Raw genomic sequence first — 13857 nt, forward strand, 5'->3', positions numbered from 1 at the left:
TCATGACTGTTCGCGGTAACGACCGGCAGATCGACAACATCGAATTCAATGTCAGCGACATTGCCCGCAGCAAAGCGTTTTACGCCAAGGCATTCGACTGGACCTTCGTCGATTACGGCCCGACCTACACCGAATTCAGTGACGGTCGCCTGAGCGGCGGTTTCACTACCGGCGAACCGGTACGCCCCGGCGGCCCGCTGGTGATTCTGTACGCCGACGATCTGGATGCGACTCAGCAGCGGCTGCTGGCTGCTGGCGCGCAGATCAGCCGGCAGACCTTCTCATTCCCCGGCGGCAGCCGCTTCCACTTCATCGACCCGGACGGCTACGAGCTGGCGGTGTGGACTGCAACAAGCACTGCTTGATCGGCCCGTTCAGTTGTCACCGAAAAAACTGCGCCCGCGTTCCTTGAGCAATTCGACCATCGCGGCCACGGCCGGTGGCAGATAGCCCTCGGCGCGAATCGACACCGCCACAGTGCGGTGCATGGTGCTTTCATCCAGGGTCACCGCACGCAAGCGCGACATACCGTGGCCGTGCTCAAGGGTTTCCCTCGCTACAAAGCTCAGCAGCCGGGTGCGCTCGATCAGGCGGGGCAGCATCGAGATGCTGTTGGCTTCGATCTGCACCTGTGGCATCGGCAAATGGCGAGTGGCAAACACGTTGTCGATCCAGCGCCTGGAACTGACCGTGATCGCCGGCAGCACCCAGCGGTATTGGCAAAGGCTGTGCAAGGTGATCGGCGCGGCAAACAGTGGATGGTCGGCACTGGCTACCACCACGGCCTCATCCTGCAGGATCGGGTAACTGCTGACGTGCGGATCATCGACGATCAGCGGGCAGATGATGGCATCCAACCGCCCCGAGCGCAGCGACTCCTTGAGCAGATCGTCCTGGCCGATGGACAGCTGCAAGGTCAGCTCGGGCGCGCGCTGCAACAGCGACTCGGTCAGCCGCGGCAACAAGTACTCAGCCATGCTCGCCGCGCAACCGAGGCGGATGTTGCCAATCAGACCACCGGCAAAATCGCGGACCTCGCGCTCGGTTTCGGCGATGTTCAGCTGCAATTGCCGACCTCGTTCAAGCAGCAACTCGCCTACGTCGGTCAGCTTGATACGCCGGCCATCGCGCTTGAACAGCCGCGTGCCAAGTGATTCTTCCAGCCGCTGGATACTTTTGCTCAAGGCGGGCTGGCTGCGGTTGAGCCGTTCGGCAGCCCGGCCAAGATGACCAAGCTCAGCGATGGTGGCGAAGTAAGTCAGGTCGCGAAGGTCCATGATTCATGAATTTCAGTTATAGGTTCATCGAAAGTAGAAAATAGACTTGATCGATTGCGCCGTCGATAATTTTCTCCAGTAAGCGCCGTTACCGGGTCGAGGAGAATCACCACGTGCAGTTGTTCCTATCAAATCCCCTGCTGATCCTGCGTTGGCTGGCCCTGATCGGTTGTGCTGCCGCCAGCGGCCAACTACTGCATGCGTTGGCAGTGCCTGCAGGATTGTTTCTCGGGCCGATGCTGACCGCGATCGCCTTTGGCGTCAGTGGCACCGGGCTGCGCCTGCACAAACAGGTGTTTCGCTTTGGCCAGGGCTGCGTCGGCCTGATGGTTGCCCACTCGATGAGCTGGACGGTACTGGCGGCCTTGGCGCAGTCGTGGCCGGTGATGCTGATAACCACGCTGCTCACTGTGCTGTTGAGCGCCATGGTAGGCCTGGCCACTGTACGTTACGGCGGTATCTCGGCCGCGACTGCAGCCTGGGGCACAGCCCCTGGCGCAGCTTCGGCGATGGTCTCGATGGCGGAAGCACACGGTGCCGATCCTCGGGTAGTGGCAACCATGCAATACGTGCGGGTCGTCTGCGTAGTAATGATCGGCGCGCTGGTCAGCCACTTGCTTGGCGCCGGCGATATCGCCAGCAAGGCGTTGGTACCAGCCGCCAGCACCCCTGCGGTACAGCTGAACCAACTGCTGCCATGCCTGGCAGTGATTGTGATCGGGATAACCCTGGCCGCCAAACTGCCTGCGGGCGCGCTGCTGGCACCGTTGTTGATCGGTAGTGCGCTGCAACTGAGTGGCCTGATGCAGATCACCCTGCCCGGCTGGTTGCTGGCCTTTGCCTATGGCGCCATCGGATGCTACGTAGGCCTGCGTTTCGATCGTGCCACGGTGCGTTATGTGGGGAGCCGCTTGCCGACCATGATCGCCGGAGCGACCGGCTTGATCGCGCTGTGCGCCGGCTGCGCCTGGTTGCTGGCATGGGTCACTGGACATGATTTTCTTTCGATGTACCTGGCAACCAGCCCAGGCGGGCTGGATGCCATGGCCATCATTGCGGTGGAAACCCACTCAGATGTCGGGCTGGTGCTGGCAATGCAGACCTTGCGCCTGTTTGCCGTGATCATTACCGGTGCCTTTTGCGCCAGACAGATCATCCGCCTGGCCAAGGCCTGAAACCCGCTTACCCCTGCTGCGCGTTTACCAGAGCGCAATGTCGTAGGTCAGGTACAGCCGATTGCTGTCACGACCGCGGGCGAAGTCAGCGCGATAGACGTAGTTACGTGCCTTGATGCCAAGCCCCTTGAAGGTGCCCGACTGGACCACGTAGGCCAGCTCGATGTCACGTTCCCACTCGCTCAGGCCAGCATCGCCGGAACGGCCATTGTCACCGCTCAGGTAGCGGGTCATGAAGGTCAGGCCTGGCACACCGGCTGCAGCAAAGTTGTAGGCGTAGCTGGCCATCCAGGTCTTTTCTTCTTCCTCGATGAACTTGCCGATGCCGACGTTGCTGAACGAGTACACGGTCGCACCGCTGATGTACGGCAGCCCGGCGTCGCCGTTGAGCACCTGGTAACCGGCACCTACGGTATGGCCGCTGTGGGCGTAGGCCAACTGGCCGCTGAGCATGTCGTTGTCGATCCGGCCGGCGTAGGCCGAACCGCTGTCATGGCTGCTGAAGTAGCGCAGGTCGCTGGTCAGCACGCCGCCACCGAGCTTGAGGTCGTGCTGGATACCGGCGAAGTCCTGGCGGTAGAAGTTTTCCAGTTCGCCATGGAAGTAGCTCAGGCGCAGTGTTTTGCTGGCGGCATAGTCAGCACCGGCGTAGCGGAAATCGCCGGTCTCGTCGCCGCGATAGCCGTCGACATAGAGCCCGGTGCTGTCGGACGAATCGCGCTGCTTGAAGCGGTCCAGCTGGCCGGCAGTCAGGGTCAGTCCATCGATATCGGTGCTGACCAGTTGAGTGCCCTGGTAGGTCTGCGGCAACAAGCGTGCATCGTTATGCACCAGCACCGGGGTCTTGGGCAGCAAGGTGCCGTGCTTGACCACGGTATTGGCCAGCTTGGCTTTGGCGGTTACACCCGCGCTGGCGAACTCGTCGGCCGCGCGGCCATCGTCATGCACGGGCAACAGGCCGGTGCCACTGCGGCCGCGACCGGAGTCGAGCTTGACCCCGACCAGCGCCATGGCATCGAGGCCAACACCGATGGTGCCCTGGGTGAAGCCTGACTGGTAATCCAGCAAAAAGCCCTGCGCCCATTCGGTGCGCTCGCTCTTGGCAGTGGCGGCAGCACGGGCAGTCATGCCCTGCTCGTCACGGAAGTTCTCGTTGAAGTAGACATTGCGCAGTTGCAGCTTGAGTTTGCTGTCTTCGATAAAACCGCCGGCGACGGCCGCAGGCAGGCAGCCGCAGAACAGGCCGCAGGCGGCCCCACGCAGAAGGAGTGATTGCATGTCAGAGGACTCTTTTATTGTTTTTTGAAGGGCTGCGCGGGCACCGAGCGGTGCCCGTCCAACAAGGTCAGGCGAAGAACGAAATGGCGCCGGTCAGGACTGCCAGGGCGGTGATTACCAGGGAGGTATACACCGCCCATTTAACCGTGGCTTTCTGGAAGTCGCCGATATCGCGGTCAACCATCCCCACCAGCAGCAGGGTCGAAGCCACCAGCGGGCTCATCAGGTGTACCGGCTGGCCAAGTACCGAGGCGCGAGCGATTTCCACCGGGTCGATGCCGTATGCAGCAGCGGCGTTGGCCAGGATCGGCACCACGCCGAAGTAGTAGGCATCGTTGGACAGGACGAAGGTCAGCGGCATGCTGGTGATCGCCACCACCAGCGGGAACCAGTGCCCCCAGGCATCCGGGATCCAGTCAACCAAAGTCTGCGCCAGCGCGTCGACCATCTTCGTGCCCGAGAAGATGCCCGCGAAGATACCGGCGGCAAACACCAGCAGGACCACGGTCATGGCATTGCCCGAGTGGGCGAGGATGCGCTCTTTCTGGATGTCCAGCTGCGGGTAGTTGATCATCAGCGCAGCAACGAAGCCGATCATGAACAGGATCGCCGCGTGCATCACACCCAGCACCAGCGCAGTCATCACCGCGATCACCAGCACCAGGTTGACGTAGGCCAGGCGCGGACGCTTGTGCGGGGTGTCTTCCAGGATCGCCTTGATGTAGCAGTCGCCACCACCGGACTCGAGCTTGATGTTACCAATGCGCTTGCGCTCGCTACGGCCCAGCAGGAACGCGGTGAACACAACCCAGGCGGCGCCGCCGATCATGGTTGGCAGCATCGGGATGAAATAGTGGGTGGCGTCCAGGCCCAAGGCAGCGATGGCGCGAGTAGCCGGCCCGCCCCATGGGCTCATGCCGCTCATGATGCTCAGCGACAGCATCGAGATGGTCGCCAGAATCATCGGGTTCATGCCGATGCGCTTGTACAGCGGCAGCATCGCGGCGCAGGTGATCATGTAGGTGGTGGTGCCGTCACCATCCAGTGCGACCAGCAGCGACAGCAGCGCGGTGCCGATGGCAATTTTCAGCGGGTCGCCATTGACCCTTTTGAGGATCTTGCGGATCAGCGGATCGAACAAGCCCGCATCGATCATCAGGCCAAAGAAGAGAATGGCAAACAGCAACAAGGCTGCAGATGGCGCAACCATTTTCAGGCCGTCGAGCATCATCTTGCCGGTTTCCGGGGCGAAGCCGCCGATCACCGCAAATACGATAGGCACGACCGTCAAGGCCACGATTGGGGATAAGCGTTTGCTCATGATCAGGTAGGTGAACGTCACTACCATGACCAAACCGAGGAGTGCGAGCATGTCTGTATCTCTTGTTTTTATTGTAAATGTGCACGTCTGCCGGGCAGACGGCGCCTGACTCGCTCGATGCCCGGCAAGGCAGCGAGCGATTGTATGTCAATCGTTAAACAAAGCGTTTAAAGCGATCAGCCGGCGAGCCTGCGCACGGACGGCGCGTAGACGTAGCCGGAGAAGAGCCGCCGGGCAGTGCGTACCACCGAGGCTTGAATCGGCTTGCCTTCGGTGCGTTCCAGGGCAATATCGATGCTGCCGCTCGGGTGTTCCAGGCGCACCTGAGTAAGGCCATTGGCGCGCTCGCCGAGCATCTGCATGACCACCGTGCCTGGGCTGACGCAGGCCGTCGCCAGGCCTATGGCGCCGGTGATGGCCAATGCCCGATGGCAGTCGTGCGGCATGAAGTAACGCACCTGCAGGGTGCCGTCGAATTTGGCGGGCGAGATCAGCACGGGTTTGGGGATGACCATACCGCTGACATCGCCCAGGCCCATCGCCGCGCCGGCCTTGATCCGCAGCGCTTCGATCTTTTGCATCAACGCGCTGTTGCCCTCGAGCTCGGCCGGGCTTTCGCCGCCGGTAACGCCAAGCTTGCTGGCTTCGATGATCATCATCGGCATGGCCATGTCGATGCAGGTCAGCTCGACACCATCGATCACATCGCTGGCCTGACCGGTGGGGAACAGCTTGCCAGTCTTGCTACCAACGGCGTCGAGGAAGGTCAACTGCACCGGCGCTGCGGTACCCGGCACGCCGTCGATCGCAGTGCGGCCCTCGTAGCGGACGATGCCGCCGGGGGTTTCCACCAGCGAGTTGACGAAGGTTCCGGTGTTCAAGTTGCGGATGCGCACCAGGGTCTTGCCTTCGGTGGCCTTGACCAAGCCCTCTTCGATGGCGAATGGGCCGACTGCGCAGAGCATGTTGCCGCAATTAGGTGCAGTATCGACGCGGCGCTGAGCGACCATGACCTGAACGAACAGGTAGTCGACATCAGCATCGGCATGTAGCGAGGGGCTGAGGATCGCCACTTTGCTGGTCTGCGGGCTGCCGCCGCCGATGCCGTCGATTTCCAGCTCATGGCCAGAGCCCATCAGGTTGATCAGCATTTCGTCACGCTCGACCACGTTGGTCGGCAAGTCCCAGGCATGGAAAAACGGACCCTTGGAGGTACCGCCGCGCATCAGAACACAAGGAATTCGTTGCATGACTACTGACTCTTGTTGATCAATAGGGGGTATTGATGTGTTGGAAACAAGAGTGACAGGGACCGATAAATCAATCCAATGCAAAGATCGTAGCTATTATTGCGTGCAGCAAATGAATCAAGTCGTGGACTGCTGAAGAGAATCGTCATGGAATATGAGCTCCAGGATATAAGATCTTTCGTGAAAATCGCCGAACTTGGCAGCTTCCACGAAGCTGCTGATGTGCTCCATCTGTCTCAACCGGCACTGAGCCGGCGGATCAAGAAGCTAGAAGAAGGCCTGGGTACGCCGTTGCTCGAACGGACTACGCGCCGGGTCAGCCTGACCAGTGTCGGCCGCGACTTCCTGCCCAAGGCCAGGCGCCTGCTGGATGACTTCGAGGACTCGATCCTGAGCATCCGCGAACTGGCCGAACGCCAGACCGGCCAGGTGACCCTGGCCTGTATCCCGACGGCAGCGTTCTACTTTTTGCCGTCGGTGATTCGCCTGTACAACGAGCAATACCCGAAGATCCGTATTCGCCTGCTCGATCTCAGCGCCAACGACGGGCTTGAGGCCGTACTGCGCGGTGAAGCCGACTTCGGCATCAACATGATGAGTGGCCAGCACCCGGACATTGAGTTCGTGCCGCTGGTCGAGGAGAAGTTCGTCCTCGCCTGCCGCCGTGACCACGAGCTGGCCAGCCGCGCGTCGGTGACCTGGACGCAACTGGCCGACTATCGCCTGATCGGCGTAGGCCGCTTGAGCGGCAACCGGATGCTGCTCGACCATGCCTTGTCCGGCCTGAGCTGGCGTCCCAAGTGGTTCTATGAGGTGCAGCACTTGTCGACGTCGCTGGGCATGGTCGAGGCTGGCCTTGGCGTCTCCGCCATGCCCAGCCTGGCCATGCCGGCAGCCGACCACCCTACCCTGGTCAGCGTGCCGCTGAGCGAGCCAGAGGTGACCCGCACTCTCGGCCTGGTCTACCGCCGCGGCGCCTCGCTGTCGCCGGCTGCCGAGAAGTTCGTGGCCATTCTGCTGGAGAAATGGCCGAACAGCTGAGCCGTGCACGGCGACTGGCTTGCGCTGGTACTGAGCGGACGTCATTCGCCCCCCACGCCGTGCGGATCGGGCTGGCGTTTTTCGATGGCAAACTTGAGCAACGCCGCGCTGCGGAAAATGCCGTGGGCGAACTTGCCGTAGGGCAAGGTCAGGAACAGCGCCATCACGCAGCCCAGGTGCACCGCGAGCAAGATGGCCATCGCTCCGGTGTCGCGCCAGCCGAGCAAGGCCAGGCCAGTCAGACTGACCAGCAGCAACAGCAGGATGAACGCGCGGTCCATCGGCCGCTGGCTGACATCGCCATGCGCTGGGTCGCGGCGCAGGTTGAGCAGCAGCAGGCCGACAGGGCCGATGACCAGGCCCACACCGCCGACAGTACCCAGCACTACCGGCCAGCTGAGCAACGGATAAGGCGCCATTTCACCCAGCAGGTAGTGGTAACCGGTGGCGACCACCGTCGCCGCAAAACAGAGCATGAAACCGTAGAAGGTCAGGTGATGAAAACGCCGGCGCCACAAGGTGTAGCGGTCGCTCTCGTTGGTGCAGCCCTGGCCATGACCACCGTCCAGATACTTCAGTGTCAGCGCCGCAGTCGAGGCTTCCACCACCGCAGCATGCTTGCTTGCGGGCGGGCTGTCTGCCGGTGCGACCTCGCGCCAGAAGCGTCTGACGGCGATGCTCAACGCCAGCATGGCCGCGGCGAAGACCACGCCAAACATCAACGCCAGGGTGTTATGCGGGAACACCGCATAGAAATCCCCCGCCAGCCGCCCTGGTAGCAGCGTGCCATTGACCAGCAGCGCCAGCAGCAGGAACAGCGACAACCCGGCTGCCAGTGCACTGGCGAGCAGCGTGCCGTTATGCCGGTAGAGCCGGCCGAACGCGCTTGGCCAGGCGTAGTCCGAGTAAGTCTGGCCGCGCACGGTGGCCAGCGCCTTCGGCACATTTACGGCAAACTCATGCGGTGCGGCGTACTGGCAGGCATGCAAGCAGGCACCGCAGTTGTGACACAGGTTGGCCAGGTAGTGGATGTCGGCCTTGTTGAAGTCCAGCCGCCGGGTCATTGCCGGGAACACCGCGCAAAAGCCCTCGCAATAACGGCAGGCATTACAGATGCGCATCTGCCGGTCGACTTCGCTTTCGTCCACATTCAGCACGGCGATCAGTTCGCCGTGGCCCTTGCTGGGCTCGACCAGCCGCGGTTCAAGCAGTTGCGCAGTCATGGGTAATCTCGCTGGAAGGATGGTGATAGCCGAGCGCTGCCGCCGCCTGGGTGCCGGCAATCCGGCCGAAAGCGGTGCCGATGGACATGCCGACGCCGGCGGTGTAGCCCTTGCCCAAGACGTTGCCGGCCATCATTTCACCGGCAACGAACAAGTTCGGGCTGGGCTTGCCGGCAAAGTGCACGGCGGCGGTGTGATCGGTGCGCAGGCCCAGGTAGGTAAAGGTCACGCCGGGGCGCAACGGGTAGCCGTAGAAAGGTGGGGTATCCAGCGGGCGCGCCCAATGGCTCTTGACCGGTTGCACGCCTTGGGTATGGCAGTCATCAAGCCGAGTGTGGTCAAACGTGCCGACCTGGCAGGCTGCGTTGTAGGCCTGCACGGTGGCGACGAATTCGCCCTCGGGCAGGCCGAGCTGCTGTGCCAGTTCGCCGAGGGTATTGGCCTTGGTGCCGGCAAACACCGGCGGCATGAAACGCCCGAGCGCCTTTTGGTCAATGATCGAAAAGCCCACCTGCCCTGGCTGCTGTGCGACCAGGCGGCCCCAGATGGCATAGCGCTTGGGCCAGAAGTCTTCACCCTCGTCGTAGAAGCGCTGGCCGTCACGGTTGACCACCACGCCAAGCGACACGCAGTCGATACGGGTGCAGATGCCGCCGTCATACAGCGGAGCACGCGCGTCGATGGCAACCATGTGCGCCTGGGTCGGATCGCCGATGGTGTCGGCGCCCTGCTCCATCAAGCCACGCAATAGCACGCCGGTGTTGAAGCGTGTGCCACGGATCAGGAAATTGTCTGCAGTCCACTCGCCACGTTCGTTCTGGCCCCAGGCCTCGCGTAGCCATTCACGATTGGACTCAAAGCCACCGGCGGCGAGCACACAGGCCCGCGCCTCGATACGTTCGGCGGGCAGGTCGCGACCATCGACGTGACGAGGGCCAATATGGGCGGCCACAAAACGATCACCGTCAAGTTCGATGTGGCTGACCGGTGCGTTGTAGCGAACACCTACGCCGAGCTGCTCGGCGCTGCGGAAATAGGCATTGACCAGCGCCTTGCCGCCACCCATGAAAAAGGCGTTGGTGCGCGCGGTATGCAGGGCACCGGACAACGACGGCTGAAAGTGCACGCCATGGCTGCGCATCCAGTCCCGGCAGGTCGCCGAAGCTCTGATAACCAGGCGCGCCAGCTTTTCATCGGTCATGCCGCCGGTGACCTTGAGCAGGTCCTGCCAGAACTCTTCTTCCGGGTAGCTCTCGACCAGCACATCCTGCGGCGCATCGTGCATGCACCTGAGGTTGCGCGTGTGCTGCGAGTTGCCACCGCGCCATTCGCGCGGTGCGGCTTCCAGCAACAGCACGCTGGCACCGGCCTCGCGCGCCATCAGCGCAGCGCACAGGGCTGCGTTGCCGCCCCCTATGACGAGCACATCAATCATATCGCCTCCTGTTCAGCGAGGAGACGGGCGTTCGGTTGCTCCTCGCGATGGCGGCGACTTTAGAGCGCTGCCCAGGACGGCGAAACGGGCTGTCGGCACAGGGGCCTGCAGTTTTGCTAAAGGGTCAGGTCGAGAGCATCCGTGCACCGGGCCAACGGCCTTGCTCGACCAGCTCACGCGCCACGTCGAACAGCACGATGCGCGTGGCCAGTGCCGCCGGTGACAGTTCGTCTTCGGCCAGGCTGACCATCACATTGCGCCGCTCGGCGTCGGCATCGCTGATCTCGAACACCTTCAGCCCCGCCTGCAGCGATCGCGCTACCGTGGCGCCTGGCTGGATGGTTGCGGCGTGGCCGGCACACACCGCGTCCATCAACAACGACAGGCCGTCGATCTCCATGACGATGTCAGGCTCATGCCCCACCCGCTCGAAGGCTGAACGCAGTGTCGTGCGCAAACCGTGCTGGGCGCTGGGCAACACCAGCGGCAGATCCTTGAGCTGTGCCAGGCTAAGGCTATCGCCCCACTCCGCCCGCACCAGCGCCGCTGGCACCAACGCAAACAAGCGCTCTTGCAGCAGCGGTCGCAGGCTCAAACGCGGCCCCACATCGGCCTGGAACAGTACCGCCAGGTCCAGATGGCGCGCGTTGAGCTGGTTGACCAGATAACCCGAAAGCATCTCGACCAGATGCAGGCGCACGTCTGGATAACGCTCGCGCATGCGCGCAATCAGCGGCAGGCCGAGGATCGATGCTGTTGTGGGCGCCAGGCCAACGCTGGCATAGCCGCTCATGCGCCCGCTCTGCGCGGCCAGCACAGCGTGCTCGGCCTGACGCAGTGTCAGCCGGGCATGGTGCTGGAACGCCAAACCGGCCGCAGTCGGCGTCACGCCGGTGCTGGTGCGGGTCAACAGCCGCGTGCACAGCTCACCTTCGAGCTTGGACAGCTGCTGGCTCAACGCCGAAGCGCCAACACCCAGCTCAAGGGCGGCGCGGCCGAGGCTGCCGTGTTCGAGTACACCGAGGTAGTAGCGTAATTGGCGCAGTTCCATGGAGACCTCGGGCGATGGTGGGCGGCTACCCTATACTCAAAGCTTTGCACAACTCAATGGCTGGCTCCACGGTGATGTTGCAACCTGCTGGGCCGCACATCGGCACTTTCCCAGCGCGTTGGGTTCGAACGTTGCAGACAAACCATTCGACTGTTTCCAGGAGGTGCCTGATGATCCTACGCAACACTTTGCTGCTGTCATGCCTGGCCTTGGCGCTGGCCGGCTGCGCAAGCTCCAGCGACAACCAGAAACCGCCGGCAACCATGCAGGTCGACCTGCAGCGTTACCAGGGCACCTGGTATGAAGTCGCCCGCCTGCCGATGTTCTTCCAGCGCAACTGCGTGCAGTCAGAAGCGCGATACGGTCTGCGCGCCGACGGCCTGATCGACGTCACCAATCGCTGCCGTGAAGAAGACGGCAAGTGGAACGAAGTCCACGGCACCGCAGAACCACAGGTGCCGGGCAAGACCGACAAGCTCTGGGTCAAGTTCGACAACTGGTTCAGCAAGCTCCTGCCCGGCTTGACCAAGGGCGAGTACTGGGTGCTGTACCACGATCAGGATTACCAGGTTGCATTGGTCGGCCACCCGAACCGCGAGTATCTGTGGCTGCTGTCGCGCACGCCGACCATCAGCAGTGAAACGCGTGAGAAATTGCTGACTACGGCGCGTGAGCAAGGGTATGACGTGAGTGAGTTGGTGTGGCGTAAGGCGGATTAGATGATATAGGTCGGAAGGGGCTAACGTGTCACGACACCTTCCGACCTATATACTTACAGTTCCAGCTTCTTTTCGACAACAATCATTCAGATTTAATTCACTCACTGATACCCTCAAGCTATAACATTGAAAAATGTGATTCCCCAGTCTCTTTCAGACTAAAAGACTTTCCACAGGGACACCCGACCTCAACTCACAGCAAATCACCGATAGAGGTACGCAGACCAGCCGCGACGGGTTCACCACAACGTTATAACTAAATGAAGTAGCGGCATCCACGCGAACCCTACACACATCAGCAGCCCTCCGACATTAAGACGAATACGCAAGCCCCTAGGGATAAGCCTCAAATCTTCATCAGTGATTTGACCGCGCCGTATATATAGACGACGACAGTGAAGCAACCAAGAAAAATTTATAACGAACCACCACCTATCATGAAACGCTCGAAAATTGCTCGGCATCACAATAATTAATCTCGGATTGGTAGAGACGATCTGTTGCAGACCTTTGAAATCCCGACTCAGAATCACAAACACATACAAACCCATCCCGGCCCACATCAATACAAATGGGGTCACGAAGAGCCACAGCTTTAGGTCTAGCGACCATGATTCAGGGATATTCATCACTGTGTTGTTTCCTCATAGATAACCTCACCTCCCACCTCTCCAAGCGACCCACCATACTTACCACCGATTATTGCACCGGCGCCCACCATCACTAGGCTACAAACAGGGGCATAAGGACCAGCGAAGCCACATACCGCTACAGCGGCTCCCTTGCCACCGGCTGCACCGAGAGATCCGCCAGAGAGTCCGCCTATAAAACTACCCGCCTCTGTAAACCGAATCCGCTTGCACTCCTCCGTCTCGCCCGCTCGACATACTTCCTCCACCTTCAAATAAAACGATGTACCTCCCAAGGCTGTGCCGATGTGTCCGCCATACTTGACGTACTTGGCCGCCTTCGCCACCTCATCCAAATGCGTGGCATACCCCGGAATCTGCCCCGGCCCACCGGTTTTTGACCAATGATGAACCAGGCTTTTGGTAGAAATCTTCAAATCACGACGAAGACGCTCGTAAGGGCCAAGGTTCAATCGCTTGTTCAAAAACGCCGCCTTCAACTGTCTATCCAGCTGCCTGAGCAACTTCTGTCGATTAGAAAAAAACTCCGGGCTGTTCAGGTGGCCGAACTTGGCGAACTGCTGTTTGTGTAACTGGTCGACTTCGAGCAATGTCGCCCGGACCTGCCTCAGGCCTTGCTCCAGTACATCCTTACCGACACCCATGGACTGGCTGGCGCCTGTCAGCAGCCCTGCGATTTCAGCCTGGTGCTCCATCATGAATTCGGCTTCGTCGTAGTCGAGCAGCGCCAGCGAGTCGCGGGCCTGCTGTGCGGCGGCCATCAGTTGAGCTTCTTCGCGGGTGCAGGCGTCGCCGTTGTCGGGGTCACCAATGACGAAAATCTCTCCGGCCTTGAAGCCTTGCTGGAACGTCGGGTTGAGCATCTGCAGGCGCGAGATCGGCAAGGTGCTGTCCTGCTCAGCCAAATGCAGCACCACCTGCGGGAAGGACATGTTGCGCTGGACAATATGGAAGCCTGGCTCATTGATATACGGCCGGCTGTCAACGAAGTGCACAGGCTGACCAAAGCTCTGCGCGCCTGGGCCGACCACGCGCGAAGACCTTGTCTCCCGCCAGGGTGGAACAAAGTCAGGTGGCGCTACAACTCGGTTGGTACCGGGCGGGCAAGCGCACAGCACCAGCGAACCATCGACCGCCACTTCGCTGCCATCGGAGATAAAGCACGGCGCGCCTTCGGCAACGGTGCCTGGTTCGGCGCACAACGGGCAGGCCGTGGTCTTGTCGCCGACACGCAGGACCATGCGCCCATCACAGATGTAGCCATCACCCGTGGCGATGCACACCGCACCCGTTGTCGTATCATCGCCATCGACAGCTTGACCTTTACCGTCAATTATCACGCGCATCTGCAAACGCCCTGTGCTTGTTGAGCCAGGGAAACTAGCAGCTGCTGACCGGTATTTTTCCCCGCCAAAAGCGAACAGGATGCGCCCTACT

Annotated in this window: 12 protein-coding genes; 4 read left to right on the top strand and 8 right to left on the bottom strand. The window is 61.2% G+C overall.

Annotated features, from left to right (window positions below; translation table 11 throughout):
- Positions 1–2 precede the first annotated feature (2 nt).
- Positions 3–365 (top strand): VOC family protein, encoded by a 363-nt coding sequence (locus K3F44_RS08420; RefSeq protein ID WP_188036137.1) that lies wholly within the window; start codon positions 3–5, stop codon positions 363–365.
- A gap of 9 nt (positions 366–374) precedes the next feature.
- On the opposite strand, the gene K3F44_RS08425 is transcribed toward K3F44_RS08420, so the two are convergent.
- Positions 375–1277 (bottom strand): LysR family transcriptional regulator, encoded by a 903-nt coding sequence (locus K3F44_RS08425; protein ID WP_220633770.1) that lies wholly within the window; start codon positions 1275–1277, stop codon positions 375–377.
- A gap of 113 nt (positions 1278–1390) precedes the next feature.
- On the opposite strand from K3F44_RS08425, the gene K3F44_RS08430 reads away from it, so the two are divergent.
- Positions 1391–2452, top strand: coding sequence for an AbrB family transcriptional regulator (locus tag K3F44_RS08430; RefSeq protein WP_150569040.1), 1062 nt, complete (start codon positions 1391–1393; stop codon positions 2450–2452).
- 24 nt (positions 2453–2476) lie between these two features.
- Here the strand turns inward: K3F44_RS08430 and K3F44_RS08435 are convergent, their stop codons facing one another.
- The 3 genes from K3F44_RS08435 to K3F44_RS08445 all read right to left on the bottom strand — a co-directional run bounded on the left by K3F44_RS08435 (position 2477) and on the right by K3F44_RS08445 (position 6301).
- A complete protein-coding gene (locus K3F44_RS08435; RefSeq protein WP_181089273.1) occupies positions 2477–3730 on the bottom strand; it encodes an OprD family porin in 1254 nt (417 codons plus the stop codon).
- 67 nt (positions 3731–3797) lie between these two features.
- The gene (locus K3F44_RS08440; RefSeq protein WP_150572467.1) at positions 3798–5102 is read right to left on the bottom strand and encodes a CitMHS family transporter; all 1305 of its coding nucleotides are present in this window, start codon (positions 5100–5102) and stop codon (positions 3798–3800) included.
- A gap of 125 nt (positions 5103–5227) precedes the next feature.
- Positions 5228–6301: a 4-oxalomesaconate tautomerase gene (locus K3F44_RS08445; RefSeq protein WP_101320064.1), complete on the bottom strand. Its 1074-nt coding sequence runs from the start codon at positions 6299–6301 to the stop codon at positions 5228–5230.
- A gap of 147 nt (positions 6302–6448) precedes the next feature.
- Between K3F44_RS08445 and K3F44_RS08450 the strand changes: the two genes are divergently transcribed.
- Positions 6449–7342 carry a LysR family transcriptional regulator gene (locus tag K3F44_RS08450; protein ID WP_101320065.1) on the top strand — a complete coding sequence of 298 codons (894 nt, stop codon included), beginning with the start codon at positions 6449–6451 and terminating at the stop codon, positions 7340–7342.
- A gap of 41 nt (positions 7343–7383) precedes the next feature.
- Here the strand turns inward: K3F44_RS08450 and tcuB are convergent, their stop codons facing one another.
- The 3 genes from tcuB to K3F44_RS08465 form a co-directional block, all read right to left on the bottom strand.
- The gene (gene tcuB / locus K3F44_RS08455) at positions 7384–8565 is read right to left on the bottom strand and encodes a tricarballylate utilization 4Fe-4S protein TcuB (protein WP_220633771.1); all 1182 of its coding nucleotides are present in this window, start codon (positions 8563–8565) and stop codon (positions 7384–7386) included.
- Entirely contained in the window at positions 8546–10000 is a 1455-nt protein-coding gene (gene tcuA / locus K3F44_RS08460; RefSeq protein WP_188036140.1) for an FAD-dependent tricarballylate dehydrogenase TcuA, read from the bottom strand. The genes tcuB and tcuA overlap by 20 nt, the downstream gene beginning before the upstream one ends.
- A 124-nt stretch (positions 10001–10124) precedes the next feature.
- Positions 10125–11051 (bottom strand): LysR family transcriptional regulator, encoded by a 927-nt coding sequence (locus tag K3F44_RS08465; protein WP_101320071.1) that lies wholly within the window; start codon positions 11049–11051, stop codon positions 10125–10127.
- A gap of 170 nt (positions 11052–11221) precedes the next feature.
- On the opposite strand from K3F44_RS08465, the gene K3F44_RS08470 reads away from it, so the two are divergent.
- On the top strand, positions 11222–11770 hold the full coding sequence (locus K3F44_RS08470) for a lipocalin family protein (protein ID WP_101320073.1): 549 nt from the start codon (positions 11222–11224) through the stop codon (positions 11768–11770).
- Between the two features lie 628 nt (positions 11771–12398).
- Here the strand turns inward: K3F44_RS08470 and K3F44_RS08475 are convergent.
- Positions 12399–13766, bottom strand: a complete 1368-nt coding sequence (locus tag K3F44_RS08475) for a PAAR domain-containing protein (RefSeq protein ID WP_220633772.1) — start codon at positions 13764–13766, stop codon at positions 12399–12401.
- Positions 13767–13857 lie beyond the last annotated feature (91 nt).

It is taken from the genome of Pseudomonas sp. S07E 245 (genome assembly GCF_019599025.1).
GTDB lineage: Bacteria > Pseudomonadota > Gammaproteobacteria > Pseudomonadales > Pseudomonadaceae > Aquipseudomonas > Aquipseudomonas shirazensis.

Coding starts and splice junctions, on each gene's coding strand:
- K3F44_RS08470 (WP_101320073.1), top strand. CDS start 11,222: ATGATCCTACGCAACACTTTGCTGCTGTCATGCCTGGCCTTGGCGCTG.
- K3F44_RS08450 (WP_101320065.1), top strand. CDS start 6,449: ATGGAATATGAGCTCCAGGATATAAGATCTTTCGTGAAAATCGCCGAA.
- K3F44_RS08465 (WP_101320071.1), bottom strand. CDS start 11,051: ATGGAACTGCGCCAATTACGCTACTACCTCGGTGTACTCGAACACGGC.
- K3F44_RS08475 (WP_220633772.1), bottom strand. CDS start 13,766: ATGCGCGTGATAATTGACGGTAAAGGTCAAGCTGTCGATGGCGATGAT.
- K3F44_RS08445 (WP_101320064.1), bottom strand. CDS start 6,301: ATGCAACGAATTCCTTGTGTTCTGATGCGCGGCGGTACCTCCAAGGGT.
- K3F44_RS08440 (WP_150572467.1), bottom strand. CDS start 5,102: ATGCTCGCACTCCTCGGTTTGGTCATGGTAGTGACGTTCACCTACCTG.
- K3F44_RS08425 (WP_220633770.1), bottom strand. CDS start 1,277: ATGGACCTTCGCGACCTGACTTACTTCGCCACCATCGCTGAGCTTGGT.
- K3F44_RS08420 (WP_188036137.1), top strand. CDS start 3: ATGACTGTTCGCGGTAACGACCGGCAGATCGACAACATCGAATTCAAT.
- tcuA (WP_188036140.1), bottom strand. CDS start 10,000: ATGATTGATGTGCTCGTCATAGGGGGCGGCAACGCAGCCCTGTGCGCT.
- tcuB (WP_220633771.1), bottom strand. CDS start 8,565: ATGACTGCGCAACTGCTTGAACCGCGGCTGGTCGAGCCCAGCAAGGGC.
- K3F44_RS08435 (WP_181089273.1), bottom strand. CDS start 3,730: ATGCAATCACTCCTTCTGCGTGGGGCCGCCTGCGGCCTGTTCTGCGGC.